This is a genomic window from Pseudoflavonifractor sp. (assembly GCF_050943825.1).
Lineage (GTDB): Bacteria > Bacillota > Clostridia > Oscillospirales > Oscillospiraceae > Pseudoflavonifractor.
The window spans coordinates 1-26475 of sequence record NZ_JBMNPX010000025.1 but is presented as its reverse complement, the minus strand read 5'-3'; the positions used below and the strand labels follow the sequence as shown (position 1 = coordinate 26475).

The 26475-nt window shown below is 62.1% G+C and carries 24 protein-coding genes and 2 pseudogenes; 7 read left to right on the top strand and 19 right to left on the bottom strand.

Annotated features, from left to right (window positions below; all coding sequences use genetic code 11):
- Window positions 1-27: 27 nt before the first annotated feature.
- The 9 genes from ACOX7T_RS13865 to ACOX7T_RS13825 form a co-directional block, all read right to left on the bottom strand.
- Complete coding sequence (locus ACOX7T_RS13865) at window positions 28-1404, bottom strand: hypothetical protein (protein WP_433443807.1); 1377 nt, start codon at window positions 1402-1404, stop codon at window positions 28-30.
- Window positions 1401-1958, bottom strand: a complete 558-nt coding sequence (locus ACOX7T_RS13860) for an RNA polymerase sigma factor (protein ID WP_433443805.1) — start codon at window positions 1956-1958, stop codon at window positions 1401-1403. Before ACOX7T_RS13860 ends, ACOX7T_RS13865 begins: the two co-directional genes overlap by 4 nt.
- 112 nt (window positions 1959-2070) lie before the next feature.
- Window positions 2071-2421, bottom strand: a complete 351-nt coding sequence (locus tag ACOX7T_RS13855; protein WP_433443802.1) for an arsenate reductase family protein — start codon at window positions 2419-2421, stop codon at window positions 2071-2073.
- Window positions 2422-2450: 29 nt separating this feature from the next.
- Window positions 2451-4157: a phosphoenolpyruvate--protein phosphotransferase gene (gene ptsP, locus ACOX7T_RS13850; protein WP_433443800.1), complete on the bottom strand. Its 1707-nt coding sequence runs from the start codon at window positions 4155-4157 to the stop codon at window positions 2451-2453.
- Window positions 4158-4213: 56 nt separating this feature from the next.
- A complete protein-coding gene (locus tag ACOX7T_RS13845; RefSeq protein ID WP_433443798.1) occupies window positions 4214-4480 on the bottom strand; it encodes an HPr family phosphocarrier protein in 267 nt (88 codons plus the stop codon).
- A gap of 36 nt (window positions 4481-4516) precedes the next feature.
- The gene (locus ACOX7T_RS13840; protein WP_433443796.1) at window positions 4517-6445 is read right to left on the bottom strand and encodes a PTS fructose transporter subunit IIABC; all 1929 of its coding nucleotides are present in this window, start codon (window positions 6443-6445) and stop codon (window positions 4517-4519) included.
- Between the two features lie 79 nt (window positions 6446-6524).
- A complete protein-coding gene (locus ACOX7T_RS13835) occupies window positions 6525-6983 on the bottom strand; it encodes a PTS sugar transporter subunit IIA (RefSeq protein WP_433443793.1) in 459 nt (152 codons plus the stop codon).
- 63 nt (window positions 6984-7046) lie between these two features.
- Window positions 7047-7955 (bottom strand): 1-phosphofructokinase, encoded by a 909-nt coding sequence (gene pfkB / locus ACOX7T_RS13830; RefSeq protein WP_433443791.1) that lies wholly within the window; start codon window positions 7953-7955, stop codon window positions 7047-7049.
- Complete coding sequence (locus ACOX7T_RS13825; protein WP_433443789.1) at window positions 7952-8704, bottom strand: DeoR/GlpR family DNA-binding transcription regulator; 753 nt, start codon at window positions 8702-8704, stop codon at window positions 7952-7954. The genes pfkB and ACOX7T_RS13825 overlap by 4 nt, the downstream gene beginning before the upstream one ends.
- A 283-nt stretch (window positions 8705-8987) precedes the next feature.
- On the opposite strand from ACOX7T_RS13825, the gene ACOX7T_RS13820 reads away from it, so the two are divergent.
- Window positions 8988-10811 carry a family 10 glycosylhydrolase gene (locus tag ACOX7T_RS13820; protein WP_433443786.1) on the top strand — a complete coding sequence of 608 codons (1824 nt, stop codon included), beginning with the start codon at window positions 8988-8990 and terminating at the stop codon, window positions 10809-10811.
- A gap of 76 nt (window positions 10812-10887) precedes the next feature.
- Here the strand turns inward: ACOX7T_RS13820 and ACOX7T_RS13815 are convergent, their stop codons facing one another.
- Both ACOX7T_RS13815 and ACOX7T_RS13810 read right to left on the bottom strand, forming a co-directional pair.
- Complete coding sequence (locus ACOX7T_RS13815) at window positions 10888-11568, bottom strand: LrgB family protein (RefSeq protein ID WP_433443783.1); 681 nt, start codon at window positions 11566-11568, stop codon at window positions 10888-10890.
- Complete coding sequence (locus ACOX7T_RS13810; RefSeq protein WP_277216267.1) at window positions 11568-11927, bottom strand: CidA/LrgA family protein; 360 nt, start codon at window positions 11925-11927, stop codon at window positions 11568-11570. Before ACOX7T_RS13810 ends, ACOX7T_RS13815 begins: the two co-directional genes overlap by 1 nt.
- A gap of 246 nt (window positions 11928-12173) precedes the next feature.
- Between ACOX7T_RS13810 and ACOX7T_RS13805 the strand changes: the two genes are divergently transcribed.
- A complete protein-coding gene (locus ACOX7T_RS13805; RefSeq protein WP_433443779.1) occupies window positions 12174-12773 on the top strand; it encodes a carbohydrate-binding family 9-like protein in 600 nt (199 codons plus the stop codon).
- A gap of 163 nt (window positions 12774-12936) precedes the next feature.
- Here ACOX7T_RS13805 and spo0A read toward each other — a convergent pair.
- From spo0A to spoIVB, 3 genes and pseudogenes are all read right to left on the bottom strand, one after another.
- Window positions 12937-13702, bottom strand: a pseudogene (gene spo0A / locus ACOX7T_RS13800) (sporulation transcription factor Spo0A).
- A 197-nt stretch (window positions 13703-13899) separates the two neighbouring features.
- A complete protein-coding gene (locus ACOX7T_RS13795) occupies window positions 13900-14463 on the bottom strand; it encodes an RNA 2'-phosphotransferase (RefSeq protein WP_433443777.1) in 564 nt (187 codons plus the stop codon).
- A 130-nt stretch (window positions 14464-14593) separates the two neighbouring features.
- The gene (gene spoIVB, locus ACOX7T_RS13790) at window positions 14594-15715 is read right to left on the bottom strand and encodes a SpoIVB peptidase (protein WP_433443775.1); all 1122 of its coding nucleotides are present in this window, start codon (window positions 15713-15715) and stop codon (window positions 14594-14596) included.
- A 509-nt stretch (window positions 15716-16224) separates the two neighbouring features.
- Between spoIVB and ACOX7T_RS13785 the strand changes: the two genes are divergently transcribed.
- On the top strand, window positions 16225-17580 hold the full coding sequence (locus ACOX7T_RS13785) for an AraC family transcriptional regulator (protein WP_433443773.1): 1356 nt from the start codon (window positions 16225-16227) through the stop codon (window positions 17578-17580).
- Window positions 17577-18209, top strand: coding sequence for a corrinoid protein (locus tag ACOX7T_RS13780; protein ID WP_433443771.1), 633 nt, complete (start codon window positions 17577-17579; stop codon window positions 18207-18209). Before ACOX7T_RS13785 ends, ACOX7T_RS13780 begins: the two co-directional genes overlap by 4 nt.
- A gap of 76 nt (window positions 18210-18285) precedes the next feature.
- On the opposite strand, the gene ACOX7T_RS13775 is transcribed toward ACOX7T_RS13780, so the two are convergent.
- The 5 genes from ACOX7T_RS13775 to ACOX7T_RS13755 all read right to left on the bottom strand — a co-directional run bounded on the left by ACOX7T_RS13775 (window position 18286) and on the right by ACOX7T_RS13755 (window position 23387).
- Window positions 18286-19398, bottom strand: coding sequence for a phosphotransferase enzyme family protein (locus tag ACOX7T_RS13775; protein ID WP_433443769.1), 1113 nt, complete (start codon window positions 19396-19398; stop codon window positions 18286-18288).
- Between the two features lie 6 nt (window positions 19399-19404).
- On the bottom strand, window positions 19405-20331 hold the full coding sequence (locus ACOX7T_RS13770) for a nucleotidyltransferase family protein (protein ID WP_433443767.1): 927 nt from the start codon (window positions 20329-20331) through the stop codon (window positions 19405-19407).
- 76 nt (window positions 20332-20407) lie between these two features.
- A complete protein-coding gene (galE, locus tag ACOX7T_RS13765) occupies window positions 20408-21427 on the bottom strand; it encodes a UDP-glucose 4-epimerase GalE (protein WP_433443765.1) in 1020 nt (339 codons plus the stop codon).
- Between the two features lie 161 nt (window positions 21428-21588).
- Complete coding sequence (locus ACOX7T_RS13760; protein ID WP_433443763.1) at window positions 21589-22497, bottom strand: helix-turn-helix domain-containing protein; 909 nt, start codon at window positions 22495-22497, stop codon at window positions 21589-21591.
- Between the two features lie 26 nt (window positions 22498-22523).
- Entirely contained in the window at window positions 22524-23387 is an 864-nt protein-coding gene (locus ACOX7T_RS13755) for an AraC family transcriptional regulator (RefSeq protein WP_433443761.1), read from the bottom strand.
- Between the two features lie 367 nt (window positions 23388-23754).
- On the opposite strand from ACOX7T_RS13755, the gene ACOX7T_RS13750 reads away from it, so the two are divergent.
- From ACOX7T_RS13750 to ACOX7T_RS13740, 3 genes and pseudogenes are all read left to right on the top strand, one after another.
- Entirely contained in the window at window positions 23755-25125 is a 1371-nt protein-coding gene (locus ACOX7T_RS13750; RefSeq protein WP_433443758.1) for a carbohydrate ABC transporter substrate-binding protein, read from the top strand.
- Between the two features lie 151 nt (window positions 25126-25276).
- Window positions 25277-26161, top strand: coding sequence for a carbohydrate ABC transporter permease (locus ACOX7T_RS13745; RefSeq protein ID WP_433443756.1), 885 nt, complete (start codon window positions 25277-25279; stop codon window positions 26159-26161).
- A gap of 16 nt (window positions 26162-26177) precedes the next feature.
- Window positions 26178-26475: pseudogene (locus ACOX7T_RS13740) on the top strand (carbohydrate ABC transporter permease); the annotation flags it as partial.

Below are 26475 nucleotides of genomic sequence, written 5' to 3'. Positions count from 1 at the left end.
CTCCTTTTTGTAATTTAAGATAAAAAATTAACGGAACGTATACAGAAACAGGCCGGAATCAGCTCCTTGGGCGGAGAGAAACACCCGGCTGTCATCCAGCCAGCCCAGGGAGCGCTCCTGATTTTGCTCCGTCCCCACCCGGTCAAAGAGAACGAGCTGGCCGGCGGCAAAGTCCAGAACCCCCAGTTGGGTTACATCCAGACTGCTGTCTTTCTTCCCCGACAGGAAGCAGCAGGCACGGTCTCCGCTGGGGGAGAGGAGGAACTGGGTGCCGGACACAAAGGTGAAGCCTTCGATAGGAGCGGATCGGGTACCGGTTTTCCAGTCCAGGACGGCTGCCTGGCCGTTGCTGTCAATCTCCAGGGCGTACCGGCCGCCCAAGTCCAGCACACCCTGGCTGCCTGCGCTGTCATAGCGGGGAAGAGAATTGACGGTCTGCTCCACCGCTCCGGAGGACAGGTCCCACACCCAGGCGGAGCAGGTATCTTCGCCGCCGGTGAGCAGCAGGATGCCGCTGTCCAGAAAGACCGCCCGGTCCAGAGAGGCGCCAAGGGTCTCCTCCAGAGCGGTCAGCGTGCCGTGCTCCAGGTCCAGCAGATAGGGGTGCTGACCGGTCTCGCCCCGTACATGGCCTGTCAGTAGGGCGTGACGCAGGTCGGAGGTGAGAGAGAAGCCGGTGATGCCGCGCAGGCCGTCCGCCGGGTGCTGCTCGGTCAGCAGGCGGCTCTCCCCGCTGCCGAGATCCAGCAGCACAGCCCGGAAGTCAAACTCCCTCAGCAGACCGCCCCGCAGCAGCAGCACCACGGCGTCACTCCGTCCGGGGATAGTCTGGGCCTCCCAGCGTCCCCCGCCGTCGGGCAGGGAGCCCTCGCCCACTGCGGTCAGTCCGCCGTTTCTCACGCACCAGAAGACCTGGCCGGTCAGAGTCCCGCCGCTGTCGGCAAAGCGGAAGGGTGTGACCTCCGCCGGAATGTCCCGGAGTGTGCCGTCTTCCAGGGCGGCAAAGCGGACGGAATCCACCGTGCCGTCCTGGTCCCGCTCCGCCTGCCACAGCGCCGTGCCGCCGGTCTGCCAGCCCTCCAGAGACAGGGGTAGGTACTGGACCTGGACGGCATCCCCCAGCTGTGCACCGGAGGAGGCGTCTCCCGCCGGGGGAACCTGCTCGGGGACGGAGAGATGGAGGAAGGAAAAGACAGCGGTGCGAAATTCCACATTGCCTGCCATGGCGGCCGCCAGAGCCCCCAGCAGCACCGCAGCAGCGGCGGCCGCAGCCAAAAGCCGGAGGCTCAGACCGCCCCGCCGTTTTGCAGGTATGGATTCGCCCGGCATGAGCCGGGCCCGGGCGCCGGAGAGCAGGGCGGGGTCCACGCCGCCCAGGGCGTCCAAGAGCATATCAGGCGTCAAAGAAATCCCTCCTGTTCCAGATAGATTTTCAGCTTGTTTCGTGTGCGGAAGAGGATGACCTTGACCCGGCTCTCCGGGAGCCGGAAGGCCTGGGCAATCTCCCGGATGGAGGCCAGATACCAGTACCGGCAGAGGAACAGGTCCCGGTCCCGGCTGGACAGTCCCTTCAGAAAGACCTCCAGGGCGTGCGTCAGCTCGGACAGCCGGGCGGCCTCCTCCGGTCCGCCGGAGGCCGGGACGCACTGGGACAGCTCCTCCAGGGCCAGGGGCACCTGGCCGCCGCCCCGTTTTTTCCGTGTGTTCCTGCGCCAGCGGTCCAGGCTGAGCCGCCGAGTGATGGCCCCCAGAAAGGCGGAGAGGACAGCAGGCCGGTGGGGCGGAATGGCGTTCCAGGTCTGGAGCCAGGTGTCGTTTACGCACTCCTCCGCGTCCCCATGGTCGGAGAGAATGTTCATGGCGATGGCGCGGCAGTAGCCGCCGTATTTCCGGTCGGTCTCCGCGATGGCGTCCTCATTTCTCGCCCAGTACAGCGCCACAATCCGGCTGTCCTCCATGACAGCGCCTCCTTCCGTCTGAAAGGTCCTTTCACCCATATAGTCGCCAATGGCGTGAAGATGGTTACAAAAAAATCCGCCTGCCGGAAATTTTCCGGCAGGCGGAGCAATATCAGAGCAGGGCGGCGGCCCAGTCGGCCTCACGGAAGCCCACCAGGACGGCTGTTTCGGTCACCAGGATGGGGCGCTTGACCAGCATGCCGTCGGATGCGAGCAGGTCAAGCTGCTCATCCTCGCTCATACCGGGCAGACGGTCCTTCAGAGCCAGGGACTTGTAGAGCAGGCCGCTGGTGTTGAAGAGCTTGCGCAGAGGCAGGCCGCTGCGGCCGTGCCACTCAGCCAGCTCCTCTCGGGTGGGGTTTTCCTCCTTGATGTCCCGGAGGGTGTAGGTGAGACCGTGGCTGTCCAGCCAGGCCTGGGCCTTGCGGCAGGTGGAGCACTTGGGGTAGCAGACAAAGAGCATGGGGAGACCTCCTGTATCAGCGGTGTGGTTCAGCGGACGTTGGCCTTGAGGCAGGCGTACACCTCGTCGGCGGTGGACAGGCCCATCACCTGGTCGGCCAGGGCGCGGGCCTCCTCCCTGGTCCAGCGGGAGATGGCCTGGCGGATGGGCAGCACGGCGGTGGGGGAGACGGAGAACTCGTCCAGCCCGAAGGCCAGCAGCAGGGGGGTCATGAGGGGGTCCCCGGCGGACTCGCCGCACATGCCCACGGGGATGCCCGCCCGCTTGGCCTGAGAGGCGGCCATGCGGACGGCCCGGAGCAGGGCGGGCTGGAAGTAGGAGCAGAGGTAGGAGACCTGGTTATTGCCCCGGTCGGCGGCCAGGGTGTACTGGGTCAGGTCGTTGGTGCCGATGGAGAAGAAGTCGGCCTCACGGGCCAGGGTGTCGGCCAGGAAAACGGCGGCGGGGGTCTCCACCATCACACCCAGCGGGATGTCCCGGTTGAAGGGGACGCCCTCCTGGGCCAGGCGGGACTTGGTCTCCTCCAGCAGCACCCGGGCGGAGCGGATCTCATCCACGCAGGAGACAAAGGGAAGGAGAATCCGGATGCTGCCGTAGGCGGAAGCACGGAGGATGGCGGACAGCTGGGTTTTGAAGAGGTCGGGCTTGCTCAGACAGTACCGGATGGCGCGGAAGCCCAGGAAGGGGTTTTCCTCAGGCGCTGTGTCCAGACAGGCGATGTCCTTGTCTCCGCCGATGTCCAGGGTACGGATGATGATCTCCCGGCCCTCCAGCCGCCGGGCGGCGTCCTGATAGATGCGGAACTGCTCCTCCTCGCTGGGAGGTGCGGCGCGGTTCATGAAGAGAAATTCCGTGCGGAACAGACCCACGCCCTCGCCGGTGTGCTCCAGCACACCGGGCACATCCCTGGGGCTGGCGATGTTGCAGCACAGGGACACGGCCTCGCCGTCGGCGGTGTGGGTGGGGCGGGCGCGGAAGCGGATCAGATCGGCCTGACGGGCCATCTCCTCTCCCTGGCGGGCGCGGCAGTCCCGGAGGACCTCCTCGTCCGGATTGACGAGGACGGTTCCGGCGCTGCCGTCCACCACCAGAGTCTCGCCGCCGGAGAGAATATCCGTAATATTGGGGACCGACAGCACGGCGGGCAGGGCCATGGTGCGCGCCAGAATGGCGGAGTGGGAGGTGATCCCGCCGCTCTCCGTCACAATGGCGGCCACATTCTCCCGCCGGAGGCCGGCGGTCATGGAGGGGGTGAAGTCCCGGGCCACCAGCACGGAGCCGGAGGGAATGGTACTCAGCTCCACCCGGGGGCGGCCCAGCAGAATACACAGCAGGCGGCGGCGCAGATCCTCCACGTCCCCGGCCCGCTGGCGCATCAGCTCGTCCTCCATGGAGGAGAACAGCTCCACATACATGCCGCACACACTGTCCGCCGCAGCCTCGGCGCATACGCCGTTTTCAATGGCGGCGTTCATCTGGCTGGTCATATAGGGGTCGGAGATCATCATGGCCTGTCCGGACAGGATCTCCGCCTGCTTGTCCCCTACGCGGGTCCGAAGCTCCTCCGCCATGGCGGAGGTCTCCCGGATAAAGGCGGCCACGGCGCCGGTCAGCCGGGCCTTTTCCGCCTCCACGCCGGAGAATACCACGTCTCCATACCCCAGGTCGGGCTCGGCCACCAGCACGGCGGTGCCGATGCCGATGCCGCCCGAGGCGGGAATTCCCTCACACTTCATAACCTGAACCTCCCAGTGCCGCCCGGCGGCAGAATCAAGGACGGAAAGGGGAAGCCTTACTCCTCGCCCAGACCGGAGCGCACCAGATCGGCGGCAGTGCGGAGCATCTCCACCTCGTCGGGACCCTCACAGCGGATCTCAATCTCGGCGCCCTGCTTCATGCAGGCGGCCATCACGTTCATAATGCTCTTGCCGTCAATCTCACGGCCGTTGAAGACGATGGTGATGTTGGACTGGAACTTGGTCATGGCCTGGACAAAGATATTGGCGGGACGCATGTGGAATCCGGCCTTGTTGATAACAGTGAGCTGCTCGCTGACCATAATGATAACCTCCAAAAATGATGTATTCCAGCGGATTCATACCCGCTTTTTCCGCAGCACGGCCAGCACCAGCATGCCGGCCAGGGCTCCGGCGGCCAGGGCGATGAGGTAGCCCGGCACATTCCGGATAACAGGGAAGACAAAGATACCGCCATGAGGGGCGGGCAGGGTACAGTTGAAGAAGGCGGCCAGTCCGCCTGCCAGGGCGGAGCCGGTGACGCAGGCGGGAATGACCCGCACAGGGTCGGAGGCCGCAAAGGGAATGGCCCCCTCGGTGATGAAGCACAGACCCATAATATAGTTAACCAGGCCGGACCGGCGCTCCTCCGGGTAAAACCGGCTGGGGAAGAAGGTGCAGCACAGGGCGACGGCCAGGGGCGGCACCATGCCGCCCGCCATGGCGCAGGCCATGACCACAGAGCCCACAGCGGGTGAGGCGGCGGCCAGGGTGGAGGTGGCGAACACATAGGCGGCCTTGTTGAAGGGGCCGCCCATGTCCACGGCCATCAGTGCGGCCACAGCTGCGCCCAGGGCGATTCTGCGGCCCTCGTCCATGGAGGCCAGGGCGCTGTCCAGGGCGGTGTTGAGCATCCCCACAAAAGGGTTGACGGCGCAGAGAAAGAGCCCGGTCAGCAGCAGCCCTGCCAGGGGGTAGAGGAGCACGGGCTTGAGCCCCTCCAGGGGGGCGGGCAGGCCGGACAGAAGACGCTGAAGCAGGCGCATCAGGTATCCGGCGGCAAAGCCGGCCACCAGGGCGCCCAGGAATCCGGCGGAGACCGCCTCGGCGGAGAAGAAGGGGAAGGTGTAGCCGGAGACGGCCAGGGCGCCGCCCACAAAACCGGCCATCAGCGCAGGCCGGTCCCCGATGGCCACGGCGATATAGGCCGACAGCACCGGCAGCATGAAACGGAAGGCGGCGTTGCCCACCGTATTGAACCAGGCGGCCAGCTGGGTATTGGTTCCAAAGGTTTCGTAGCCCAGGGAGGGGTCGTCCAGCAGGAAGGAGATGGCGATAAAGATACCGCCGGCGATGACAAAGGGCAGCATATGGCTCACGCCGTTCATCAGCTGCTTGTAGAGGGTGCGGCACAGATTTTCTCCGCCCTGTGCCGGACGGGGCCTGGCGACGACGGCCTCCTTGTGGTGGTAGATCGGGGCCTTGCCGTCCAGCACCTCCTGAATCAGCGCGGCCGGGCGGCTGATACCGGCAGACACCGGGACCCGGAGCACCGGGCGGCCGTCAAACCGGGCCATATCCACCTCCCGGTCAGCAGCCACGATGATGCCGTCGCAGGCGGCGATCTCCTCATCTGTGAGTACCCGGGCGGCGCCGGAGGCGCCGTTGGTCTCCACCTGGATGGGGCAGCCCATGGCTCTGGCCGCCTGCTCCAGCGCCTCGGCGGCCATATAGGTGTGGGCAATTCCAGTGGGGCAGGCGGTGACGGCCAGCACCCGGGGAAGGGAGGCGGGGGCGGCGGCGGGGAAATCATCGGGGAATTCCGTCCGCTCCGCCTGGTCGATGACAGCACGAAAGGCGGCGGGTGTGGCCGCCGCCATAAGCTGTGCGCGGAACTGTTCCCCCATCAGCAGCCGCATCAGGCGGGAGAGCAGCTCCAGGTGGAGTCCGTCCTCCCCTTCGGGGGCGGCGATGAGGAAAATCAGATGGGAGAGGCTGCCGTCCGGCGCGCCCCAGTCCACTCCGCCGGGGACTGTTATGGCGGAGAGACCGGGGCGGAGGACGCCGGAGCTTCTGGCGTGGGGCACAGCGATGCCGGAGCCGATGGCGGTGGAGCTCTGTGCCTCCCGCTCCAGCAGGGCCTCCCGGAACTGGGCGGGATTGGAGAGGATACCCTGGACGGACTGGAGAGAGACCAGCAGCTCCACAGCGGCAGACTTGTCCGCGGGGGCGGCGTGAAGCAGAATCCCCTGCTCCTGGAGAAGGTCCGTGATACGCAATGCTCTCATCCTTTCCGTCCAGATATGGTGAGAAGTTGGGCTTACTTGGGTGGGGCCGGACAGCGCATCAGGCGCTGCCGGGCTGGGATTAGTTGGACTCGGCCTCCCGCAGGAGCTGGAGGAACTCGGAGGAGGACTTGCACTCGGCCAGCTTCTCGGCCAGGCCGGGGTTCTTCATCAGCACCTGGAGCAGGCTGGAGAGCATCTCCAGGTAGGCGCCGGGGTCGTTCTCGGGGCCGACCAGCAGGAAGATGAGGCGGGAGGGGCCGTCCACAGCGCCGAAGTCAACGCCGTTGGGCACGGTCATAACAGTGACGCCCCGCTCCTTCACGCCGCGGCTCTTGGCGTGGGGCACGGCCACACCGTGGGACAGGGCGGTGGTGCCCAGGCTCTCGCGGGCCAGAACGTCGGCCCGGCACACGGCGGGGTCGGTGACACAGCCGAAGCGGTCGGGACCGGAGACCAGCATGGTGATGGCCTCCTCCTTGGTGGTGGCAGCGGCGCCGATGAGGATACCGTCCTCAGTAAGCAGATCAGTAATACGCATGATAATCATCCTTTCTACGATTGAATACAGTTATATGAAGGGAAACAGGGAAATAGCCTGGGGTTACAGGGTGTTGAGCAGGGCCTCCACATCCCGGCGGGTGGCCAGGTGGTCGGAGAAGGCGGTGGCGGCACCGGCGGCAGCGCCCATCTGGAGCGCTTCCCGGTAGCTGCCCGTCAGGTGCAGCCCGGTGAGGAAACCGGCCACCATGGAGTCGCCGGCGCCCACCGAGTTGCGCACCGTACCGGCGGCGGCCTCCTGGTGGAGGACCTGTCCGTCCTCGGTAAGGAGGAGGGCACCGTTGGGCCCCAGGGAGACCAGCACGTTCCGTGCGCCCTGCTCCTGGAGCTGGGCGGCACAGGCCCTGACGCCGGCAAAATCGTCAGCTGCCAGGGATACGCCGCACAGCTCGGACAGCTCGGTGTGGTTGGGTTTAATCAGGAAGGGGTGGTACTGGAGCACGTTGCGCAGCAGGGGGCCGGAGGCGTCCACCACGCAGCGGATGCCCCGCCCGGAGAGGCGGGAGAGAATGCGCTCATATATGTCAACAGGAAGGGAGGCGGGAATGCTGCCCGCAAGGACAAGGGTGTCGCCCCTGGAAATGCGGTCCAGCTTCACCAGCAGCTCCTCCAGAGCCTGAGGTGGAATGTCCGGGCCCTGACCGTTGATCTCGGTCTCCAGGCCGGTTTTCAGCTTGATATTGATGCGGCTCATGCCGGAGGGAAGCATAATAAAGTCGCTCTGGACAGACAGCTGGTCCAGCCAGGCGGCAATGCACTGACCGGTGAATCCGGCCAGAAAGCCCAGCGCCACGGTATCCATGCCCAGGTTGCGCAGGACAATGGAGACGTTGATACCCTTTCCGCCGCAGCGCAGCTCTTCTCCGCGGGTGCGGTTGAGCGCGCCCATCTCCAGATGGTCCAGATAGACGGCATAGTCCAGAGCGGGGTTAAAGGTAACGGTATAAATCACGGTTTCGAGACCTCCTCGATAATGGTGAAGGAACGGTAGCTCTCGTCGGGCAGGTAGTCGGTGATGATGCAGGCCTTCTCGATGGGAGCAAAGCTGACGGGGGAGACCCAGTCGAATTTGGTGTGGTCGGCCAGCACGTAGGCCATGTAGGACCGGCCGAAGGCCTCGCTCTTGAGCATGCCCTCCTCGGCATCCGGCGTAGTGAAGCCGGCCTTGGCGGAGATGCCGTTGGCGCCCATGAAGCACTTGGTGAAATTGTATTTCTGGAGGTTCCGGGCGGCCACGGCGCCCACCACCGCCTCGGTGGCCGGCTTGAGCTCCCCGCCCAGGATGTAGGCCTTGAGCCCCTTACGGGCCAGGTGCTGGGCGTGGGCGATGCCGTTGGTGACAAAGGTGGCCCGGCTCTCGCCGATGGCCTCCACCAGCTTTTCCGTTGTGCTGCCCGCGTCGATGTAGACAAAATCGTCATCTTCTATCAGTGTGGCGGCATACCGGCCGATGAGGACCTTCTCCTCCACATTGAGGGCGGACTTGGTGCGCACGTCGGCCTCCGACGTGGCGAAGGGGGAGGAGAGGGCGGTGGCGCCGCCGTGTACCTTGTTCAGCCGGCCCATCTCATGGAGCGCATTCAGGTCCCGGCGTATCGTGGCCTCTGAGGCGCCCAGCGTCTGGGTAAGTTCCGCCACGGTCACGGTCCGCTTCCGGGCAAGCATCTGAAGAATTTGCTGATATCGCTCCTGTGTCAGCATGTTATGGCTCCTTTTTGCGCGTTTTTATTATTTCTGAGGAGAATATAGCACCACTTCTAAAAAGTGTCAAGCAGTTTCAATCAAATTAAATCAGAATTTTTCAACAAATAATCAAAGAAAAGCGCGTCCGTGATTGGAAAAAACGAAAAGGAGGAAAAAGGTTGTCATTTTTCAAGAAATTATGTCTACCATTTTGGGCCGGATATGATATAATGTTACCCGTATATTCCTTCCTCAACCCAGTCGGGCAGAGGAAATCTGATTGGAAACGGAGAAAGAGACCATGAAGCTGAAACGGAGAATGGTGGCGCTGCTGGCTTTGGCGGCACTGCTGCTGGCGCTTCCGGCAGGCTGCGGGCCTGCTTCCGGCGGCGAGCGGGAGGCCCAGGCGGCCAATGCCCCCAGCGCCGCCCGGGATGACTTCCGGGCCGTTTGGGTGGCCACGGTGTACAACCTGGACTACCCCAACGCCGCCACCACCGACGCCGACGCCCTCAAGGCCCAGGCGGATGAGATTCTGGAGAACTGCGTAGACATGGGGATGAACGCGGTGATCCTCCAGGTGCGTCCCTCGGGGGACGCCCTCTATCCCTCAGAGCTGTTCCCCTGGAGCAAGTACCTGACCGGTGCCTCCGGCCTGGCGCCTGAGGACAACTTTGACCCCCTGGCCTACTGGGTGGAGAAGGCCCACGCCCTGGGGCTGGAGCTCCACGCCTGGATCAACCCCTTCCGCATCACCAAGGGCGGCGAGAGTGAGCTTGCCGCGCTGGACGCCAAATCTCCCGCCGTACAGCATCCCGAGTGGGTGGTGGAGTGTGACGGCAACTACTACCTGGACCCGGGCCTGCCCGAAGTGCGGGAGCTGGTGATCCAGGGGGCGGAGGAGCTGGTCCGCAATTACGATGTGGACGGCGTCCACCTGGACGACTACTTCTACCCCAGCCGCAGCTTCAACGACGAGGAGACCTTCAAGCAGTACGGTGGGGATTTCGACAATATCGGCGACTGGCGGCGGGATAACGTCAACCAGCTGATTCAGGGCCTGGATGAGCGGCTCCACGCTCTGGACCCGGAGCTGTCCTTCGGCGTGTCTCCCTCCGGCGTGTGGGCGGACAGTACCCACCAGAGCGCCGGCTCCGCCACCACCGGCAACTATGAGAGCTACTACGCCGCCTACGCCGACAGCCGCAAGTGGGTGAAGGAGGGCTGGGTGGACTACATATGCCCCCAGATCTACTGGTACATCGGCCACCCCACCATGGACTATGAGACCATCGCCCGCTGGTGGAGCGATACGGTGAAGGGGACAGGCGTCAAGCTGTATATCGGCATGGCGGATTACCTGGCCGACGATGGCACCGAGGGTTCCCCCTGGAACGGGCTGGATGCCATCACCCAGCAGCTGACCCTGAACCGGGAACTGGGCGTATCCGGCGAGGTCCACTTCCGCTATAAGTTCCTGGCGGTCAACTCCAACCTGAAGAAGCTCTACGAGACCTGGTACAGCCAGTCCATAGACGACCCTCTGGCGGCGGAGACGGCGGCCTTCCTCTCCCGCCTGCCCCAGGAGGAGCAGACCCACTGGGCCGCCCAGTACTACGGCGTCCTGGGGGCCATGGGGGTGGTCACCGGTAAGCCGGACGGCACCTACTCCCCCGACGAGCAGGTGGACCGGGCCTCCATGAGCAAGCTGGTGTGGGGGGCCATGCCCTACCTCAACGGCAAGACCCTGCCTGTGGGCGGCGCGGATACACCCCTGATCGGCACGGCGGGCACCTGGGCGGAATGGTATATCAGCGCGCTGTGCGCCTATGGATATCTGGAACAGGAGGACTATGCCGACGGTTTTTTTCCTGCTGACCCCATGCCCCGGGCGGAAGTGGTCAAGCTCCTGGTCCGGGCATTGGGGTATGAGGACGACGGCACCGTCACCAGTACCGTCTATCCCGATGTGACAGAGGATTTCTACTACATCGCCAAGGCCACTGAGCTGGGTATCATCACCGGCAAGCCGGACGGAACCTTTGCCCCCAATGAGGGCGTGGACCGCGGCAGCGCGGCGGCCATGCTTCTCCGGGCCATGGAGGTCGCCTCCAAGACGGCCTGAGGGATTGAAAGCAACAAAGAGGTATCCCTGTGGGACAAGCCCACAGGGATACCTCTTTGTTATATATGTATCGGCCTTACATCAGAAACAGGGAGAAGATGACCGTGAGGATACCGCAGATGCCGATGGCCAGGCCGCTCATGGCGCCCTCAGTCTCACCCAGCTCCAGAGCCTTGGAGGTGCCCACGGCATGGGAGCAGGCGCCGATGGCCAGACCGGCAGCTACCGGGTCCTTGACCCGGAAGAGCTTGATGAGCACAGGGGCCAGGATACTGCCCAGGATGCCGGTGATGATGACGGCCACCACAGTAATGGCCTGGATGCCGCCCAGATTCTCAGAGATGCTGACGGCGATGGGGGTGGTCACCGACTTGGGGATCAGGGAGGCGGAGACGGCCTCGTCCAGCCGGAAGAGGCGGCACATGAGATAGATACTGCCCATGGAGGTGATGGAACCGGCGGTACAGCCCACCAGGATGGGCAGCCAGTTCTCCTTGAGCAGGTTGATCTGAGTGTAGATGGACACGGCAAGACAGGCGGTGGCGGGGGCCAGGAACATATTGATGATGGCACCGCCCTGGTTGTAGGATTCATAGGGGATGCGGCACACCAGCAGCACGGCGGACACCAGAACGATGGCGATGAGCAGCGGGTTGCACAGCACCAGTCCGGTCTTTTTCTGGATGCGGACGCCCACCCAGAAGGCGATAACACTCAGGGCGATGCCGAAAAAGGGAGAGGCAAAGAGTTCAGCCATCATTTCTTCCTCCGATCCATGAGATATCTTGTCAGCCGCACGGCCCAGGCTGTGACGGCGAAGGTAAGCAGAGTGCTCACCAGGCAGATGACCAGCAGGGGAATCAGATTGCTGGCCAGAATGTCAAAGTAGTTGATGATGCTCACGCCGGCCGGGATGAAGAAAAAGGCCATATTGGACAGCAGAAAGTCGGACTTCTCACGGATGTGGTCCACCTTCAGCGCCCGGACCAGCAGCAGGATGAGCAGCAGCACCATGCCGATGACGCTGGCGGGGAAGGGAAAGGGCAGAATAGCCTCCACAATCTGGCTGATCCAGCAGATGGTGAAGATAATGGCGATCTGACAGATAATTTTCACAGCATTCGCCTCCGGGCGTTGTGTATTTCCGAATATGGTCGGAACCCGGTTTTTGATTCTAAGACCTTTGAAAGCGTTTGTCAAACCAAGAATTGAAACATTTTTTCCAAATGAGTTATACACAATGTGCAAAAGCGGTCTTCCCCTTTTCAGACGGAGGGACTGCGTGCTATAATACCGGCGGACAGCGCCCTCTGGGCGTAAACTGATCAGGGATGCCCCGGCAGGGGAGAAGGAGCGTTGGTTATGGAAAAGCGATACGGCGTCACCAGAACAGAGGGGGAGCCCAACTGGGACGCCATTCCCCGGGAGCAGGCGGCCTGCGCCTGCTGGGGCACCACATATACTCCGGAGACTATCTTTCAGTGCGCATACACGCCGGGAAAGGCACTTTATATCCGTATGGAGTGCCGGGAGGCAGACCCTACGGTCCGCTGCCGGGAACAGGACGGCCCGGTGTGGAAGGACAGCTGTATGGAGGCGTTTTTGGCCGCTGACCGGCAGGGGAGCTATATGAACCTGGAGTGCAACAGTGCGGGTGCGCTGCTGTGCTGTGTCGGGGAAGGGCGGCACAACCGTCTGCGGCTGGCGGAGAGCGGCCTGCCCAGGCCTGTCCTGCGCAGCCGGGTGAACAAGGCGTGGTGGGAGGCCTGTCTGGAGATTCCGGCCGAGACGCTGAAGGGCCTGTGGAACCTGGAACTGGCCCCCGGCGGCGTGCTGTACGCCAATTTCTACAAGTGCGGGGACGATACGCCCCAGCCCCACTTCATCAGCTGGAGCCCCATCGACCTGCCCAAGCCTGACTTCCACGCGCCGCAGTTTTTCGGCGCGCTGGAGCTGCTGTAACCACGCGCTGTGATTTTATGGCCATACCGCTGGAAGCGGCACATGGCTATTTTTGCTATGCTTTTGCATAGCAAAATACTCCCAGCTTATCGGAGCATGCGATCCGATAAGCTGGGAGTATTTGCTGCCGAAATAAGGAATACGGCGGCAATCGACAGGGCGTTTATTTTTCCCGCTGCTGGAGCTGGAGCCGGTCAGCGATCATGGCGATAAACTCGCTGTTGGTGGGCTTGCCCTTGGCGTTGGAGACGGTGTAGCCGAAATACTTCTGGATCCAGGTCGCCCCGGTCCCAGGCCACCTCGATGGCGTGACGGATGGCACGCTCCACCCGGGAGGCAGTGGTATTGAACCGCTTGGCCACCTCGGGGTAGAGCACCTTGGTGACGGCGTTGATCACGTCCATGTCCTGGACGGCGATGATAATGGCCTCCCGCAGGTACTGGTAGCCCTTGATGTGGGCGGGAACGCCGATTTCATGTATGATGGAGGTGACGGTGCTCTCCAGGCTCTGCTCCCGGACAGCGGGACGGGCCTCCTCCTCCTGACCGGACTGGCTCAGGGCGGAGAGCTGCCGGATGCGCTCGGCAGCGGTGGTCATGCGGCAGGGCTTCATCAGGTAATAATCCGCACCGGCGGAGGCGGCATGGGCGGCCACAGCGCCGCTGGCAAAGCTGGAAATTACCAGAACCCGGGGGCGGGGCGTCAGTGCTGCCAGCTCGGCGAGGACCTCCAGCCCGTCCATCCGAGTGAGAACAAGATCCATGGCCACAACGTCCGGCCCAAGCTCCTTTGCCAGACGAATGGCCTCCTGTCCGTCACCGGTGGAGGCGATAACCTCCATATCGGGCTCCTCACTGAGCGCGTCGTTGAGCAGGCTGCGGAATTCCTCTCCCGCGTCCGCAGTCAAAATTCTGATTTTGTTCTCCATGTCCTCGTCCTTTCCAAGCGTATGCTTGTTGAGATAGCGCCGCGGGCCAGATGTCATTACCGGTTGGCTATAATTTACCATAAATAGACAGCGAGCGCAAGAGGAAAATGGAAATAAATGGATAAAAAGGATTCGACTATTCTCGACCATGAAGGTCGAATCGGGGGAATGGATGTCAGAAAAAGGAGGGGGACTCCTCAGGAACAGGGCCGCAGAACAGCGCATACATAGCGGGTATCCACCTGTTCTGTGCACCACACGCCGTTGTCTGACACACCAAAGGCGATCCCGTCGGCTGCCATGGCCTGGGCGTCAATTTTCAGCACCACCGGCGCCTGCCGCCAGCGGCAGGCGGACTGCCAGGCCTTGGACTCCTCCGCCTGCATGTGGACCGCGTGGCGGGACATTCTGGAGATGGATCCGCTGTCCTGGATGGCGCTCCAGGCACGCTCCGTAGTGCCGTGGTACAGGTAGGCGGGCGGAGCGGCGGGGGTAAGCTCAGGCTCCACCCAGGGGATGGAGTGGCCCTGGCAGGCCTTGATTCTGCGCTTGTCCGGGCTGAAGCGGTAGCGGCCCTTGTTGTCCGTGGCCACAAGCTGCTCCAGATCGGGCATGGTGAGGTGGTACCGCCCGGCCTTGTTGATATTCTCAATCAGCTGTGCGGTGCTGACCCAGCCGTGGCGGTCCATATCCAGCCCGGCGTCCTCGGGGGCGTGCCGCAGCAGGCGGCAGAGATAGATGGATAGCTTGGTCTGATTCATGTCGGTTCCCTCCTGCGGCTTTAATTGACATAATATTTTCCCATATTATAACATATGTCTGCAATTCGGTCAATTGCGGGAGGAAAAGAGATGGGCCCGGCGGAGTGCTCCGCCGGGCCCATCTTTACAGTCAGGTCAGAGCGTCTGCTGAGGTATTCAGCATGTTCTCCGCCAGAATACCGTAGCCCTGGGTGGGGTCATTGACCAGCACATGGGTTACCGCGCCCACCAGTCTGCCGTTCTGCAGAATGGGGCTGCCGCTCATACCCTGGACAATGCCCCCCGTGGCCTCCAGCAAGCGGGGGTCCGTCACCTTAATCATCATATTTCTCGGGTCGTCGTCGTTCTGGGGATAGATGCGGGTAATCTCCACCGTGTACTCCTCCACCGCGTCCCCGGCGATGTTGGAGAGAATGGTGGCCTCACCCAGCTGGACCTGGTCACGGGTGGCTACCTCCACCGGCTCAAGGCCCGCTGCCAGGCTCTCGTCGGTCAGGTGGCCGAAAATGCCGCTCTGGGTGTTGGCGTACAGGTCGCCCATGTCCTGGGACACCTGAAAGGCGCCGTGGAGCTCACCGGGATTGCCCGATTCACCCTTCTTCACATCGGTCACTTCGGCGTACATGATGGAGCCGGAGGACAGCGGCATCAGCAGGGCGGTGTCGATGTCGCTGATGCCGTGGCCCAGGGCGCCGAAGACACCGGATTCCGGGTCGTAGAAGGTCATGGTGCCGATGCCCGCCATGGAGTCACGGATCCAGGCGCCCAGCTTATAGGTGCCGTCTGCGCTGCACTGGGCGGCCTGGACGGTCATCTGGAGCTGCTGTTCTCCACGCAGGCAGCGGATGCTCATCTGGCGGTCTCCTACCTCCTGGAGTATCTCCTGGACCTCCTCAATGGTGTCCACTTCCTCGCTGTTGATATGGGTGATGATGTCCCCCTCCTGAAGGCCGCAGTCCTTGGCAGGGGTCTGGGAACCCTGCTGCGTGGAGATCTCCGACAGGCCCACCACCAGAACGCCGTCGGAGAAGAGTTTAATGCCAACTGCCCGGCCCAGCGGAATCACAGTTTGCTCCGTTTCTGCGGACGGCTGCGCTCCGCCGCCAAAGCTCCAGGCCTCCAGGGCCGTCCCCTCTGGTCCCGCCGCCGCCGCGGGCGCCGGAGCAAGAGAGAGCAGCCCTGCCGCCGCCAGGCAGACCGCCAGGAGCCGCAGCGCAGCCGTCCCGCGCTGTCCCCGTTCTTCCTCCTTCATAAAACCACCTCTCTGAAAAAAGAATAAAACTTCATGCGCCAAGAGCGTACCACCAAAACAGGCAAAGACCTGCGGCGCATGAAGTTTATGCGCATATGGACCGTCCCGACCCATGCTGCGCCTCTTTTAATATGACCGCTTTTTCCGCAAAAACATCCCGCCGTCACTGCCAAAGTCACACAGCGCTGGATGCCGGAAAATTCCAGAGCCTGCCGTTTCGGGCATGGGCGACGGCATACGGCCAGCTTCTGTAAAAATTCCAGAAAGCGGCCCGTACCCCGGCGGGACGAAACGCGCATTGCGGCGGCTGACAAATTGAATTACAATGGTATAGATAAAAACGGCCGCTTGGTAATGGGAGAAAGTTCCATCACAAAAAAGTACCAATTAAAATGGAATAATTATGGCACAGCCGAAAGGATGGAACTATAATAAATCTGTACAAAAAAGAAGAAAAAATTACCGCGGCAAGAGGAAAGTCGGAGCAAGACAGATGCGGGGGAGTTGAGATGGAGAGACATACGGGCCGGGAGAAGGCGTGCCTGTTCGATTTCAACGTGGCGCGTGAGACAGTGGAGTCCTTTTCCGCTGCCTGCGGCGTCAGCTGCGCAGTACTGAACCGGGAAGGGGAGGTGCTGTTCAAAACCAGCGTGGGCAGCGAGGGATGCAGCGCCTGCCGCGCCATCATGGCCAGCCATGGTCTGCCCTTCCGCTGCGGCAAGCTCCATCTGTACGGCGCTGCCCAGGCCGAGCGGTTCGGCGGGCGGTACATCTACTTCTGCCCCTCCGGTCTGGCCTATTTTGCCTCTCCCGTCATGGTGGGAGGACAGGCGGCGGGGGCGCTGGTGGGCGGCCCGGCGCTGATTATGGATGTGGAGGACTATCTGGCAGGCGAGCCCAAGGCGTGGCAGGGGCTTGCGGCGGAAGAAGTATCCTCGCTGTGTACGGCGCTGGAGAGCTCCCCGGCCATGGAACCCGCCCGGCTCTCCCATATGTCGGCGCTGCTCTTTGCGGCCTCGGTCTATGTGGGGGACAACAGCGCGGCCCTTCTGGCCCACCGGGAGGAGACCGCCCAGCAGCAGGACATCGGCGTCTATATCCAGCAGCTCAAGCTGGAGCGGGCGGAGCGGGATTACCCGCTGGCCAAGGAACGGGAGCTGGTCCACGCCATCACCGAAGGAGACCAGTCCACCGCCCGGAGGCTGCTCAATGAGCTGCTGGGACATATCCTCTTTTCCACCGGCGGCGACTTCCGGCTCATACGGGCCAGGGCGTTGGAGCTGATGGTGGTGCTCTCCCGGGCGGCGGTGGACGGCGGAAGCGACCAGAACATGATTTTCGATATGAACTTCCGCCATCTCAACGAGATTGACCACCTGCGCACGGCGGAGGATCTGGTGCTGTGGCTGACACGGGTGACCGAGCGGTTTGTGAGCTCCGTGTTCTGCCTGGTGGATGTCAAGCACAAGGACGTTATCTATAAAGCCATTGAGTATCTCAAACGCAACTGTCAGGGTAAGGTGACGCTGGAGGAGACCGCCGGATATGTGGGCCTGTCCTCCTCCTACTTCAGCAAGGTATTCAAGGAGGAGATGGGGGAGACCTTCAACAGCTATCTCAGTGAGCTGCGCATCTCCAAGAGCAAGGCCATGCTGCTCACCACAAACGCATCCATCGCGGAGATCTGCGACCGGTGCGGGTTTGACGATCAGAGCTATTTTACCAAGGTGTTCAAAAAGTATACCGGTGTGACGCCGGGCCGGTTCCGGGAGCGGCGCGGCAGGCTGGAGACAGAAAAGGAGCGCAGTGCCTGGCCGGACGGTGGGGAACATAACCAAAGAAAGAAAGGGAGATCATCATTATGAGCATTCTTAACGACATTTCCGAGGCCATGCAGAAGGGCAAGGCCAAGCTGGTCAAGCAGATGGTGCCCCAGGCGCTGGAGGAGGGCTATTCCGCCAAGGAGATCCTGGAGGAGGGGCTGCTGGCGGGTATGAATATTGTGGGCGAGCGGTTCCAGAACAATGAAATTTTTGTGCCTGAGGTGCTCATCGCCGCACGTGCCATGAATGCGGGCACTGAAATTCTCAAGCCCCTCCTGTCCGGCAACGATGCGGAGCCTCTGGGCCGTGCCTGTATGGGCACCGTAAAGGGCGATCTCCACGACATCGGCAAGAATCTGGTGCGCATGATGTTTGAGGGTAAGGGCATTGAGGTCATTGACCTGGGCGTGGATGTGGACGCCGATACCTTTGTCCAGACCGCCATTGAGCAGCACTGTGATATCATCGCCTGCTCCGCCCTGCTGACCACCACCATGCCCGTCATGGAGGAAGTGGTGCGCCGGGCCAGCGAGGCCGGTATCCGGGATAAAGTGAAGATCATGGTGGGCGGCGCCCCCGTGACCGAGAAATTCTGCCAGTCCATCGGCGCTGATTGCTACACCGCCGACGCGGCCAGCGCCGCCGCTGCCGCCGCTCAGATGCTGGCGTAACAGACTGCAAAAAAAGCCTTCCGGGAACACAGGTTCCCGGAAGGCTTTTTTATGTATTCTGATGTGTGAGCCGCCCTCAGGCGTACTTCTTGACCACAGCGGCCATGTCGTCCCAAGCCTTCTCCATGTCGGACACCAGCTTGAACTGAGTCCGGCAGCGGTCCAGGTTCTGACCCTCCCGGTGGGTGGCGAAGTAGTGGTCGCCCTCCAGGTAGTCGGTGAGGAAACGGATGCCGCACTCCAGGGTCATCAGCTTGGCGCCCCAGGGCAGGTACTCCAGCTCGGCGGGGGTCAGGCTGCCGGCGCAGCCGGTGAGGAAGCCGCGGGTGTAGGCCTCGAAGAGATCCAGGTCAAAGTTGACCTTGGACAGGTCCCGCTCATCCTCGGCGGAGTGGTTGGCGCCGAAGCGGATGGAGTCGCCAAAGTCGTTGATGGCCAGACCGGGCATGACGGTGTCCAGGTCGATGACGCAGATGCCCTTGCCGGTCTCCCGGTCGATGAGCACGTTGTTGAGCTTGGTGTCGTTGTGGGTGACCCGCAGGGGCAGCTTGCCCTCCCGCAGGGCGGACATGGCCACGGAGCAGTCGGCCTCGTGGGCCATGACAAAGTCGATCTCGGGCTGCACGTCCTTGGCCCGGCCCATCACGTCGGCCTCCAGGGCCTTCTTGAAGTTGGCCAGCCGGTTCTCGGTGTCGTGGAAGCGGGCGATGGTCTCGTACAGGGTGTCGGCGGGGTAGTCCTTCAGCTGATGCTGGAAGCGGCCGAAGGCCAGGGCAGAGGCCTCGAAGAGCTCGGGGGTCTCGGCGGCCTGGAGGCAGACGGTGTCCTCGATGAAGGGGAACACGCGCCAGGCACGGCCCTCACTGTCGGTGAAATAGCTCTCGCCGGTGCGGGTGCGCAGCACGGTGAGGGTCTCCCGGTCGGGGTCGCCGCCCTCGGCGGCGATGACCTTGCGCAGGTAGTCGGTGACGCCCACCACATTGGCCATCAGCTGGTCGGGACGGGAGAAGGCGGCGTTGGACACCCGCTGGAGGATGAAGCGCACGCAGTCGCCCTCGGGGGGCTGGGTGTGGACGCAGAAGGTATCGTTGATGTGGCCCTTGCCGAAACGGACGGCTCCCACCAGGGGCGCGCCGAAGTCATAGGCGGCCAGGGCCTCCTGAAGATGCAGCTCAGCGGTATTGGACATGGTCTCTTATTCCTCCCAAAGTTTCTCGGGGTACAGGCCGGACTCGGTCATGGCATGGATGGCGGCCACAACAACGGGCTTGTCCTCCTTGTAGGTCACGCCGTACCACTTGTCACGGCTGCGGAGCACCTCAACACGGGCCTTGCCCTCGGCGATGAGCTGGCTCACCACGCTGGGCAGGAAATACTCGCCCTTGATGGGGTTGTTCCTGAGGGCGTCGTCCAGGAAGGCGGGGAAGCGCTTCCAGGCCTCGTCCAGGTAGCTGCGGGTGAAGCCCCACAGGTTCATGGACACGATGGTGTCGCCGGGCAGGTCGGTCCAGGTCTTACCGTCGTCCTCGGTATACCGGGGGCAGGTCTCGCCCTTCTCGATGCGGGTACGCTCGGTAACGCTGAGCAGCTCGTGGTTCTCGTTCTCCACGCACACGCCCCGGGCCACGTGGCCGTTCTCGGTGACGGTGTTCTCCAGCAGGTAGCCCACCATGGCGTACTGGTACACGCCGTCCTTGTCGGGGTGGTCCACCAGGTAGTTGTAGATCTCACGGAAGCCCTCGGGGCCGTAGTAGTCGTCGGCGTTGATGACGGCGAAGGGACCGTCCACCACATGCCGGGCAGCCAGGGCGGCCTGGGCGGTGCCCCAGGGCTTCACTCGGCCCTCGGGGACGGAGTAACCCTCGGGCAGGTCCTCCCTGAGCTGGTAGGCGTACTTCACGTCCATCACCTTGCTCAGGCGGTCGCCGATGCCGGCCTTGAAGTCCGCTTCAATCTCCGGCTTGATGACAAAGACCACGGTCTCAAAGCCGGCCCGCTTGGCGTCGTAGATGGAGTAGTCAATGATGAGCTCGCCGTGGGCGCCCACGGGGTCCAGCTGCTTGAGACCGCCGTACCGGCTGCCCATGCCGGCGGCCATGACCACAAGAACAGGTTTGTTCATAATCAAAAAGCCTCCTCAATGCTCCTCAATCAGGTTTGCTCCTCAGCGATAGCTCCCCTGGGGGGAGAAAGGGCGCTCAGCCCTTGTAGCCGTTGGGGTTCATGGACTGCCACTTCCAGCTGGAGGCGCACATGTCCTCGATGCCGTACTGGGCCACCCAGCCCAGCTCATCCCGGGCCTTGGCGGGGTCGGCATAGCAGGTGGCGATGTCGCCGGGCCGGCGGGGGTCCATCACATAGGGCAGAGTCCTGCCGCAGGCCTTCTCATAGGCGTGGAGCACCTCCAGCACGGAGTAGCCCTTGCCGGTGCCCAGGTTGCACACGAACAGTCCGCAGTTGGTGGCCAGCTTCTTCAGCGCGGCCACATGACCCCGGGCCAGGTCCACCACGTGGATGTAATCCCGCACGCCGGTGCCGTCGGGGGTGGGATAGTCATTGCCGAAGACGTGGAGCTTCTCCAGCTTGCCCACAGCCACCTGGGCGATGTAGGGCACCAGATTGTTGGGGATGTCGTTGGGGTCCTCGCCGATAAGGCCGGACTCGTGGGCGCCGATGGGGTTGAAGTACCGCAGCAGGGCCACGTTCAGGGTGGGGTCGGCGGCGCAGATATCGGTGAGGATGCGCTCCAGGAAGAGCTTGGTGGTGCCGTAGGGATTGGTGGTGCCGCCGGTGGGGAAATCCTCACGGATGGGCACGGTGGCGGGGTCGCCGTACACGGTGGCGGAGGAGGAGAACACGAAGTTCTTCACGCCGTGGCGGCGCATGGCATTGAGGAGCACCAGGGAGTTGACCAGGTTGTTGGTGTAGTACTCCAGGGGCTTGGCCACGCTCTCGCCCACAGCCTTCAGGCCGGCGAAATGAATCACGGCGTCAATGTCGGGGTACTGGGTGAAGAGGGCCTCCACCTCGTCGGGGTTGCACAGCTCAGCCTTGACGAAGGGGATCTTCTTGCCCACAATCTTCTCCACACGGCGGACGGCCTCCTCGCTGGAGTTGCACAGGTTGTCGGCCACCACGATATCGTAGCCGGCCTCGATGAGCTCAACACAGGTGTGGCTGCCGATGTAGCCGGCGCCGCCGCTGACCAGAATAGACATAAAAAACGCTCCTTTTCATTTATAATTGTTTCACTGTCCACATTGTAATCGGGGGACGGCTGAAATGAAATAGACAGTTCCCCACAATATTTACACAAAAGGGTTGCACTTTCTGACGGAGTGCACGATATTTGCAGAATCGTCCGGTGAAGCCGCTGATGTTACCGTCCGCTGCCGCCGGGGCGGGTCTTGCCCGCCAGGATTTTCACGCTGGAGGCGTACTCGCTGGGGGTCATGCCGGTGACCTTCTTGAAGTGGCGGGAGAAGTAGTAGATGGACTGGTAGCCCAGGGCGGCGGCAATCTCGGTGAAATTGCGGCTGCCCTCCCGGATCATCTCCTTGGCGCGCTCAATCTTCAGCTTGCCGAAGTATTCCATGGCACCGCCGCCGGTGCGCTCCCGGAAAATCTGCTGCAGCCGGCTGCGGCCTACCAGATTGTCCCGGCAGACCTCCTCCAGGGTGAGGCTGCGGCCCAGGTTGTCCCGCAGATAATCCGTGACCTTGCCGAAGAGCTCCTCACGGCCGCGGGTGCGGATCAGGCTGGCGGGCGGGGGAGCGGCGGCGCCGTCCCGGCGTAGCAGGGAGATGAGCAGCTCCTCAATGGCGGCGCCCAGCAGCTGCTCGGCGCCGAAGGGGGCGTCCGGACTGCGCTCCATGGCGGTGGTGGTGGGGTCATTCAGCGGGGTGGAGAAGGCTGCGGCCCCCTCCTCCACAATGCGGGCCATAAGGGCCCGCTCCACGTCGCCGGCGGTGTCCACCCGTCCCTCAAAACGAGACATGTCCGGTCCGTCACAGTAGAAGCTGACCACCACCAGGTTGGGCGCCGAGGTGCCGGTGGCCCGGAGCGCGTGAAACTCACCGGGGGCGTGAAAGATAAGCTGCCCCCGGGTCATACGCAGCTGGCGATCCCCTGCCAGCACGTCCAGCTCGCCCTTGTCCACATAGAGGAACTCCCAAAAGTCGTGGCGCTCACCTTCAAAGTAGTAGTCGCTGGAGTATTCAAAGTAATGTACGGTCACCACCCGGTCCACCTGGATGGGCCGGTTCAGCACGACGGGATGAAACATCATGGAACATCACCTCCCGGCAGATGTTGTTATGAAGGACGCTGCTGTTTGGACTGCCTGCGGTACTCCATGGGGCTGATTCCCTCCAGCTTGCGGAAGCTCTGGGAGAAGTAGCTGGGGGAGGAGAAGCCCAGCATGTGGGAGATCTGACTCAAAGAGTGGTCGGTCTCACCCAGCAGGTGCTTGCTCTCGGAAATTCTCCTGGAAATGAGGTAGTTGATGGGGGAGATGCCGTACTCCCGGGAAAAGGTGTGCACCAGATAGTACTTGTTCACATGGGCCACCTCGGCCAGTATATCCAGGGAGAGGCTCTCCTTGAAATGACTATCAATGTACCGGCGGACAACGGCGCACTCCTTGCTGGAGCGGGCGCCGGGAGCGGCAGGCGTGAGGGAGAAGTCGGTGCGGCGCATCAGCCGCACCACCAGCACCTCCAGAAGGTCCTGGCACACCAGGTCGTATCCGCTGGCCTTGGTCTCAATCTCGCTGAGCATGGCCCGGAGATAATAAAGGGTGTCTTCACGTCCGCCGCCGCAGTTGATGAAGCGGTAGCGGTCGTCTCCATTTTCCCCGGCGGCAAACTCCAGCCCCTCCACACCCATGACGATATACTCCAGCGGGCTGGCGTTGAAGCTGACCTCGGTGTGCTCCACATTGGGATTGACGATGACCATGTCATCCACTGCCACCGAGAGGGTGAGCTCCTCAATCTGAAATTTTCCCATGCCGCCCACCACATAAAAAATCTCCGTACAGGTGTGGGTGTGGGGCAGGCTGTGCCAGTCGCCGCCGTATTTCGCGGTGCTCACATATAGCAACCGGGTGGAGGAACGGTCCAGGGGGGCCACACCGCCCTGACCCAGGTCGTATCGGCTGTTGCTCAAGAAAACCATCTCACTTCAGCACTTTAATGCAATTTTATAGATATTGCGCGGGGAAAGCCAGAAGACCGCCTATCATTATAAAGCATGGAGCAAAATTGTGCAATGTGAAAAAAACACTTTTTTCTTTAAGGGGGTGGAATGTTAAGATTTTTGAAGCACATTGGAGGTGATTGATATCGAATTTTGTTTGTGCACAAAAATGCTGTCCTATTTTTGAGCTTACTATCAAAAATAGATTAAAAAGCAATATCTATAAAATTGAGGACAAGAATAACATTGATATCCCGCCGGGAAGCGGTATACTAGAACCATGCAGAGGCGGTCAAATGCCTCACAAACGGTGAAAACGGAAACTTTATTAGGAGGTTACAAGGAAATGAAACTGAAGAAGCTCACAGCTCTCGGCCTGACCCTCGCGCTCTCCGCTTCGCTCCTCGCCGGCTGCGCCAACAGCACCCCCGGCGGCGACGCCAACTCTCCCGCTCCCAGCGGCAGCCAGTCCGGCGGCGAGACCACCGGCGAGACCATCAAGGTGGCCGCCATTGAGACCAGCTACGGCACTGAGGTGTGGCAGCAGGTTGCCGATGCCTTCACCGATCAGACCGGTATCCAGGTCGACCTGGTGACTGACAAGAAGCTGGAGGACGTTATCGGCCCTGCCATGCAGGGCGGCGAGTACCCCGACGTGATTCACCTGGCCACCGGCCGTGAGGCCGGCCTGACCGAGCAGTTCATCAAGGACCACAACATCGCCGAGATTACCGACGTGCTCTCCATGACCGTGCCCGGCGAGAGCGCCACCGTGGCCGACAAGATTATCCCCGGCTTCGTCAACGACAGCTCTATCACCAACCCCTACGCCGACGGCAAGACCTATCTGGCCCCCATGTTCTACTCCCCCTGCGGCCTGTTCTACAACAAGGGCCTGTTCGAGGAGAAGGGCTGGGAGGTTCCCACCACCTGGGACGAGATGTGGGAGCTGGGCGACAAGGCCGCTGCTGAGGGCATCTCCCTGTTTACTTACCCCACCACCGGTTACTTTGACGCCTTCTTCTATGCTCTGATGTACGAGGCCGGCGGCGAGCAGTTCTTCTTTGACGCCACCCACTACGCCGAGGGCATCTGGGACACCCCCGAGGCCAAGCTGGCCTTCGACACCGTTGCCAAGCTGGCCACCTACACCAACCCCATCACTCCCGCCCAGGCCAACGACCAGGACTTCACCCAGAACCAGCAGCTGGTGCTGGACAACAAGGCCCTGTTCATGCCCAACGGCACCTGGATCGTGGGCGAGATGGCTGAGGCTCCCCGCGCTGACGGCTTCGAGTGGGGCATGACCGCTCTGCCCGCTCTGACCGAGGGCGGCGACCGCTACAGCTACACCTTCTTCGAGCAGATGTGGATCCCCGCCGGCGCTGAGCACATCGACGCCGCCAAGCAGTTCATCGCCTTCATGTACAGCGACACCGCCGCTGACCTGTTCGCCGCCGCCGGCGCCGCTCAGCCTGTCACCGGCATCGTGGACCAGCTGACCGGCGACAACCAGATCTTCTACGGCATCTATGATGACGGCGCCAAGGCCGCTCTGGGCTCCTTCGCCTCCTACAAGTCCGTGGCCGGTCTGGGCACCGTCCGCGAGGTCTTCTTCGACCCCGTGAACTCCCTGGTCTCCGGCTCCATGACCGAGCAGGAGTGGATCGACAGCATCAAGGCCGCCAGCGACCAGATGCGCGCCAATCTCCAGTAATTAAGACCTGAAGTCATAAACTGAATAACCAGTATTCAGGACAGCAGGGGGGACGATGAGTAGCAGGCTGCTCATCGTCCCTTTTGCTCCCTGATATCTGTGTGTGTCCCCGCGTATCCGGCCAAAGCCGGCGCAGAAAGGAGCTGAGCGTGTGAAAAAGAATAAGGGGCGCAGCCGCTTTGTTGCGCTGTGCGTGGCCCCCGCAGTGATCCTCTTCGTCATCTTCATGATTATCCCCACCATCAACGTCTTCCGCATGTCTCTCTTTGAGAGAGGCGCCTATTCCCCCACCGAGACCTTTGTGGGTCTGGCCAACTTCAAGGCCCTCATCAACGACTCCCTGTTCATCCGCTCCATGCAGAACACCATCCTCCTCATTGTGGTGGTTACCATGGTGACCTTCGCCTTCGCGCTGGTGTTCGCTGGAATCCTCACCCGTGAGAATGTCAAGGGCAAGAATGTCTTCCGCGTGATCTTCTACATCCCCAACATCCTCTCCGTGGTCGTTATCTCCGGTATCTTCTCCGCTATCTACAAGCCCGAGAACGGTATGCTCAACAGCCTGCTGTCCATGATTACCGGTCAAACCGTGACTGTTCTCTGGAAGGACGCCCCCCTGGTTATGGTGAGTATCATCATCGCCATGGTGTGGCAGGCCATCGGCTACTACATGGTCATGTACATGGCCTCCATGGCCAGCGTGCCTCAGAGCCTGTATGAGTCGGCCAGCCTGGACGGCGCCGGCCGGGTCAAGCAGTTCTTCCAGATCACCATACCTCTCATCTGGACCAACATCCGCACTACCCTGACCTTCTTCATCATCTCCACCATCAACATGGCCTTCCTGTTCGTCAAGGCCATGACCTCCGGCGGCCCCAACGGCGCCAGCGAGGTGGCCCTGAGCTATATGTACGGACAGAAGGACGCCGGCCTGTATGGCTACTCCATGGCCATCGGCGTGGTGGTCTTCCTGTTCTCCTTCGCCCTGTCGGCCCTGGTGAATAAGGCCACCAAGCGTAAGCCGCTGGAATTCTAAGAGAGGAGGGACTGTGATGAAAGAAAAAAGTGCTGGCGAGAGAATCTATAAAATCTTTATCTATGTTGTGCTGATTGCGCTGGCCGTGTGCATCCTGGTGCCTGTGGCGTGGGTGTTCATGGCGTCCATCAAGCAGAACAGCGAGTTCTACGGCAATCCCTGGTCCCTGCCTCTGGGCTTCCACTGGCACGGCCAAGATGGGCGACTACATGCTCAACTCCGTGATTGTGACCGTGCTGGCTCTGGCCATCCTGCTGGTTGTGGCCCTGCCCGCGGCCTACTGCCTGTCCCGGTTCCACTTCCGCGGCCGGAAG

Bases quoted from the DNA above. Each gene is read 5' to 3' on its own strand.
- ACOX7T_RS13775 (WP_433443769.1), bottom strand. From the start codon at position 19,398: ATGTCCAATACCGCTGAGCTGCATCTTCAGGAGGCCCTGGCCGCCTAT.
- ACOX7T_RS13785 (WP_433443773.1), top strand. From the start codon at position 16,225: ATGGAGAGACATACGGGCCGGGAGAAGGCGTGCCTGTTCGATTTCAAC.
- ACOX7T_RS13845 (WP_433443798.1), bottom strand. From the start codon at position 4,480: ATGGTCAGCGAGCAGCTCACTGTTATCAACAAGGCCGGATTCCACATG.
- ACOX7T_RS13805 (WP_433443779.1), top strand. From the start codon at position 12,174: ATGGAAAAGCGATACGGCGTCACCAGAACAGAGGGGGAGCCCAACTGG.
- ACOX7T_RS13840 (WP_433443796.1), bottom strand. From the start codon at position 6,445: ATGAGAGCATTGCGTATCACGGACCTTCTCCAGGAGCAGGGGATTCTG.
- ACOX7T_RS13770 (WP_433443767.1), bottom strand. From the start codon at position 20,331: ATGAACAAACCTGTTCTTGTGGTCATGGCCGCCGGCATGGGCAGCCGG.
- ACOX7T_RS13795 (WP_433443777.1), bottom strand. From the start codon at position 14,463: ATGAATCAGACCAAGCTATCCATCTATCTCTGCCGCCTGCTGCGGCAC.
- galE (WP_433443765.1), bottom strand. From the start codon at position 21,427: ATGTCTATTCTGGTCAGCGGCGGCGCCGGCTACATCGGCAGCCACACC.
- ACOX7T_RS13825 (WP_433443789.1), bottom strand. From the start codon at position 8,704: ATGCTGACACAGGAGCGATATCAGCAAATTCTTCAGATGCTTGCCCGG.
- spoIVB (WP_433443775.1), bottom strand. From the start codon at position 15,715: ATGAAGGAGGAAGAACGGGGACAGCGCGGGACGGCTGCGCTGCGGCTC.
- ACOX7T_RS13780 (WP_433443771.1), top strand. From the start codon at position 17,577: ATGAGCATTCTTAACGACATTTCCGAGGCCATGCAGAAGGGCAAGGCC.
- ACOX7T_RS13860 (WP_433443805.1), bottom strand. From the start codon at position 1,958: ATGGAGGACAGCCGGATTGTGGCGCTGTACTGGGCGAGAAATGAGGAC.
- ACOX7T_RS13750 (WP_433443758.1), top strand. From the start codon at position 23,755: ATGAAACTGAAGAAGCTCACAGCTCTCGGCCTGACCCTCGCGCTCTCC.
- ACOX7T_RS13760 (WP_433443763.1), bottom strand. From the start codon at position 22,497: ATGATGTTTCATCCCGTCGTGCTGAACCGGCCCATCCAGGTGGACCGG.
- ACOX7T_RS13755 (WP_433443761.1), bottom strand. From the start codon at position 23,387: ATGGTTTTCTTGAGCAACAGCCGATACGACCTGGGTCAGGGCGGTGTG.
- ACOX7T_RS13820 (WP_433443786.1), top strand. From the start codon at position 8,988: ATGAAGCTGAAACGGAGAATGGTGGCGCTGCTGGCTTTGGCGGCACTG.
- ptsP (WP_433443800.1), bottom strand. From the start codon at position 4,157: ATGAAGTGTGAGGGAATTCCCGCCTCGGGCGGCATCGGCATCGGCACC.
- ACOX7T_RS13835 (WP_433443793.1), bottom strand. From the start codon at position 6,983: ATGCGTATTACTGATCTGCTTACTGAGGACGGTATCCTCATCGGCGCC.
- ACOX7T_RS13815 (WP_433443783.1), bottom strand. From the start codon at position 11,568: ATGGCTGAACTCTTTGCCTCTCCCTTTTTCGGCATCGCCCTGAGTGTT.
- ACOX7T_RS13855 (WP_433443802.1), bottom strand. From the start codon at position 2,421: ATGCTCTTTGTCTGCTACCCCAAGTGCTCCACCTGCCGCAAGGCCCAG.